We start from the raw sequence: 3,248 nt of genomic DNA, 5'->3' as shown, positions 1-3,248 counted from the left end.
CTCCTTGATCTGCCGCTCCAGACCCAGCCGCTCCCGCAGCTTCGTCGTGATCGCGTCGATGACGGCCGGATCATCGCCCCGGCCGAGATCACGCGCGACGCCGGCCGCCCGGCTTGACACCGTCGCCTCCTCCACCGCGCGGGTGTAGTCCCGCACGCCGGTGGGAAGCGCGCGCCAGGCTGCCAGCGATGCCTCCAGGTCGCGGTTGTCCTGGTCCAGCTTGGCCAGGCGCTCCCGGCGCTCGGTCTCGGCGTTCAGCGTCGCCGTCGCCCGGCCGGCTTCCTGCGCCAGCTCCGCCGCTGCGCGGAGTTGGGCGTTCTGGGATTTGAGGCCATCGGCCAGCGACAACGCCTTCTCGCCGGTCGCGCCCTGCGCCTCCTGATACGCCTTGAATATCTTCTCGGCGGCGCTGGTGGAATCGGCCGTCAGCTTCTGTTCGGCCCGGAAACGTGCCAGGCCGGCCAAGCCGCCGTCCGACAGCGCCGTCGCGGCGCCGCCGGCGGCGGACTGCTGTGGTGCCGCGGCCGTCGCAATCCCGCGCCGCACCGCAGGATCATTGCCGGTGGCGCGGTTCATCAAGTCGCGCTGTTCGCGCAGCGCCTGGTTGAAATCGGCGGCCCCGCTGGCGGCGGCCCGCTGGCGCTTCTCGGTCTCGGAGAGGACCAGGTTGGCGTTGGTGAGGCGGTTCTCTTCCTCGGCCAGTGCCGAACGCTGATCCAGCAGCGCCGTGGTGAACACGTCAATGCGGTGGACCACGCCGCCGGCCCCAAGCGCTTCGGCCTGGCTGCGCATCCGGTTCAACTGGTCGACCGTGGCGTCCAGGTCGGCGACCGTCCGCGGCGTCGAGCGCTCGATGTCGTTGGCGAACGCTGTGAATTGCTGCCCGGCCTCATTGCCGAACAGCCGGTCCAGCAGCGAGCCGCCGGCGGAGACACTGGCCTTGCCTGCCGCGCCGGCGATGCTCGACCGAATGGTGTCGATCGCCCGGGCCGCGTTCTGGGCGCTCTGCCGCGCTGCGGCTTCGGTGGCACCCAGCATATCGGCGCCGAGCCTGGTCACCGACCTGCTGGCATCGTCGGCCGCCCGCGGAATGAAATCGATCGACTTGGCGGCAAGCTCCATGGCGCGCGAGTAGGACGCAGCAGACCGCTCGCCGGCATCCTGTGTTCCTGCCAGCAGCGTGACGCCCGCCACTGCGGCCATGGCCGCAACGCCTGGCCAGCCACCGGCCAAAGACAGCACGCGGGACGCGCCTCCGGCGACAAGGGCTCCTGCACCACGCCGAGCCTGGGCCGCAGCATTGGCCGTGGTGGCGACTGTGTTTGCCTCGGCAGCGCTCGACGCCGCGATGTCGGCAACTCGCAACTCGGCGAGCGCTGCAGTGGAGGCTCCGATCGCAGCGCGACGCTGCAGAGCAGCACGTGCCGCCGCGACGTCGGCCGTTGCGTGCTGATAGGCGGCCTGGGTCGCCGCAACGTTAGCCTGCGTTGCCGCCGCCGCCGCCGCCGCCGCTCGCTGCTCCAGCAAGCTAACGATGGTGCTCCGAATTCCCAAAGCGAGCCGCACCAAACCGCCGACCGCAAGAGCTGCCACGGCTGCTCCGACGATCTCGAAATTACCACCAAGCGCGATCAGGGTATTTGCCAGCAGGGCACTGGCGCCGGTGGCCTCGCCGGCTTGTCCGACCCAGCGCTCCGCGCCGTTCATCAGGACGGTCCAGCCTTCACCGATGGCCGCCTGCAAGCGGTTGTACTCGGTGTCGATCGCCTCCGCCTGTGACAGCAGCGCCTTGACCACCGTCTCGGCCGACAACTGGCCGTCATTGGCCAAGGCCCGCAGCTCGCCGCGAGTCTTGCCCAGTGCCTCTGCCAGGGCCTGCGCCAAGCGCGGTGCCTGTTCCATCACCGAGTTGAATTCTTCACCACGGAGGACACCGGACTGGATGCCCTGCAGCAGCTGGATTACCGCAGCATCCGACGATGCCTGCGATCCGCCCGAGATCCGGAAGCCCTGGTTGATCGTGCGGGTGACCGAGAGCAAAGAGCCCTCGGACAGCTTCAGGGTCTGGGCAGCCCGCGCGATGCCGGCATAGAGGTCCGCAGTCGAGCCGATCGCACTGCGGGTTTCCTGCGCCAGACCGAAGACAGCCAGGCGCAGGCGGCCGACATCGTTTTCGTTGGCGGCGACCAACTTTATCCGGTTGCCGACCATGGTCCAGCCGTCGGCCATCTGGGTAAGCTGCTGGACCGTGATGCCGATGCCGAGCGCCGCCAGCATGCCCTTGAGGCCGCCGAACGAGCCCGTCAGCGCGGTGACGACGCCATTGCTGTTCGCGGCCTGGCGCTCCAAGGCGGCGACGTCGCCAGCGGCCTCCCGCGCTGCAGCGCCGAGCTGGCGGACGCCGGCCGCCGATGCCTGAGCCTGGGCACCGAACGAAGACGCTCCGCCGGCTGCGGTCCGCGATGCGGCGCCCAGGTCGCGAACCTGCCGGCCGGCGGCACCCGATTTCTGCCCGAGGTCGCCGGCGTCGTTGGCAGCGGCTGCCGCCTGCCGCGCCATGATAGAGGCCGCGGCGCCGGCCTCCCGCTCGGCCGACGCCAGGGCCTTGGCATCGCCGGCCGCGTCCTGGGCCGCGTCGCCGATGTCGTCGATCGCCGCCGCGGCGCTGTTCGCCGGCACCGCCTTGCCGATGCCCGCGACCGTCTGCGAGAAGTCGCGCACGCGCTTTTCAGCGGCGTCGGCCTCCACATCGATCCGCATGGCGATCTTCAAGGTCATCGGCGGTTCAGCTCCTCAATCGCCGCGCCCTCCATGATCCGGAGCGCGGCCCAAAGTTCGGGGGTGATCTCAATGCTGGCGCCTTCGAGGCCGGCCATGGCGGCGGTGTAGTCCAGCCCGATGTAGAAGAGCCGGCCGGCGGCCATGCCGCCGGAGACCGAGCCGGTCTTCCATTGGGTGCAGACCTGGCCCCAGGCCATGACCGCATCCCAGTTCTCGGGCCAGATGCCGAGATCGTTGCTGCTGGAGTGGAGACCGAGGCGTCGTCTCGCCTCGGCGATGTCGTCTTGGCTGGCGCCGAAGCGCCGGAGGTCTTTGATGGCCTCTGGCTCGCCCTCGGCGCCGCCGGGTCGGCCGCCCGCCCATCGACGCGCGGCCTCGGTCAGTTTCCCTTTCGGGCCGCCGTGATTCCGTCGAAATACGTGTCGATCAGGCCGCGTCGCGCGATCGGATGATTGAGCACCTGGTCG

2 protein-coding genes are annotated in these 3,248 nt (G+C 70.0%); both read right to left on the bottom strand.

What is annotated here, in order from left to right:
• Nucleotides 1-2,778 (bottom strand): tape measure protein (locus AC3XYG_RS03910; RefSeq protein WP_489138501.1); only part of this gene is annotated, 2,778 nt, incomplete at its 3' end.
• The coding region (locus AC3XYG_RS03905; protein WP_489138500.1) for a DUF1799 domain-containing protein at nucleotides 2,775-3,248 on the bottom strand (474 nt) is incomplete at its 5' end. The genes AC3XYG_RS03910 and AC3XYG_RS03905, both read right to left, overlap by 4 nt.

This window comes from Inquilinus sp., from assembly GCF_057815775.1.
The sequence above is the reverse complement of the archived record's forward strand: the minus strand, read 5'-3'. Positions and strand labels throughout refer to the sequence as shown.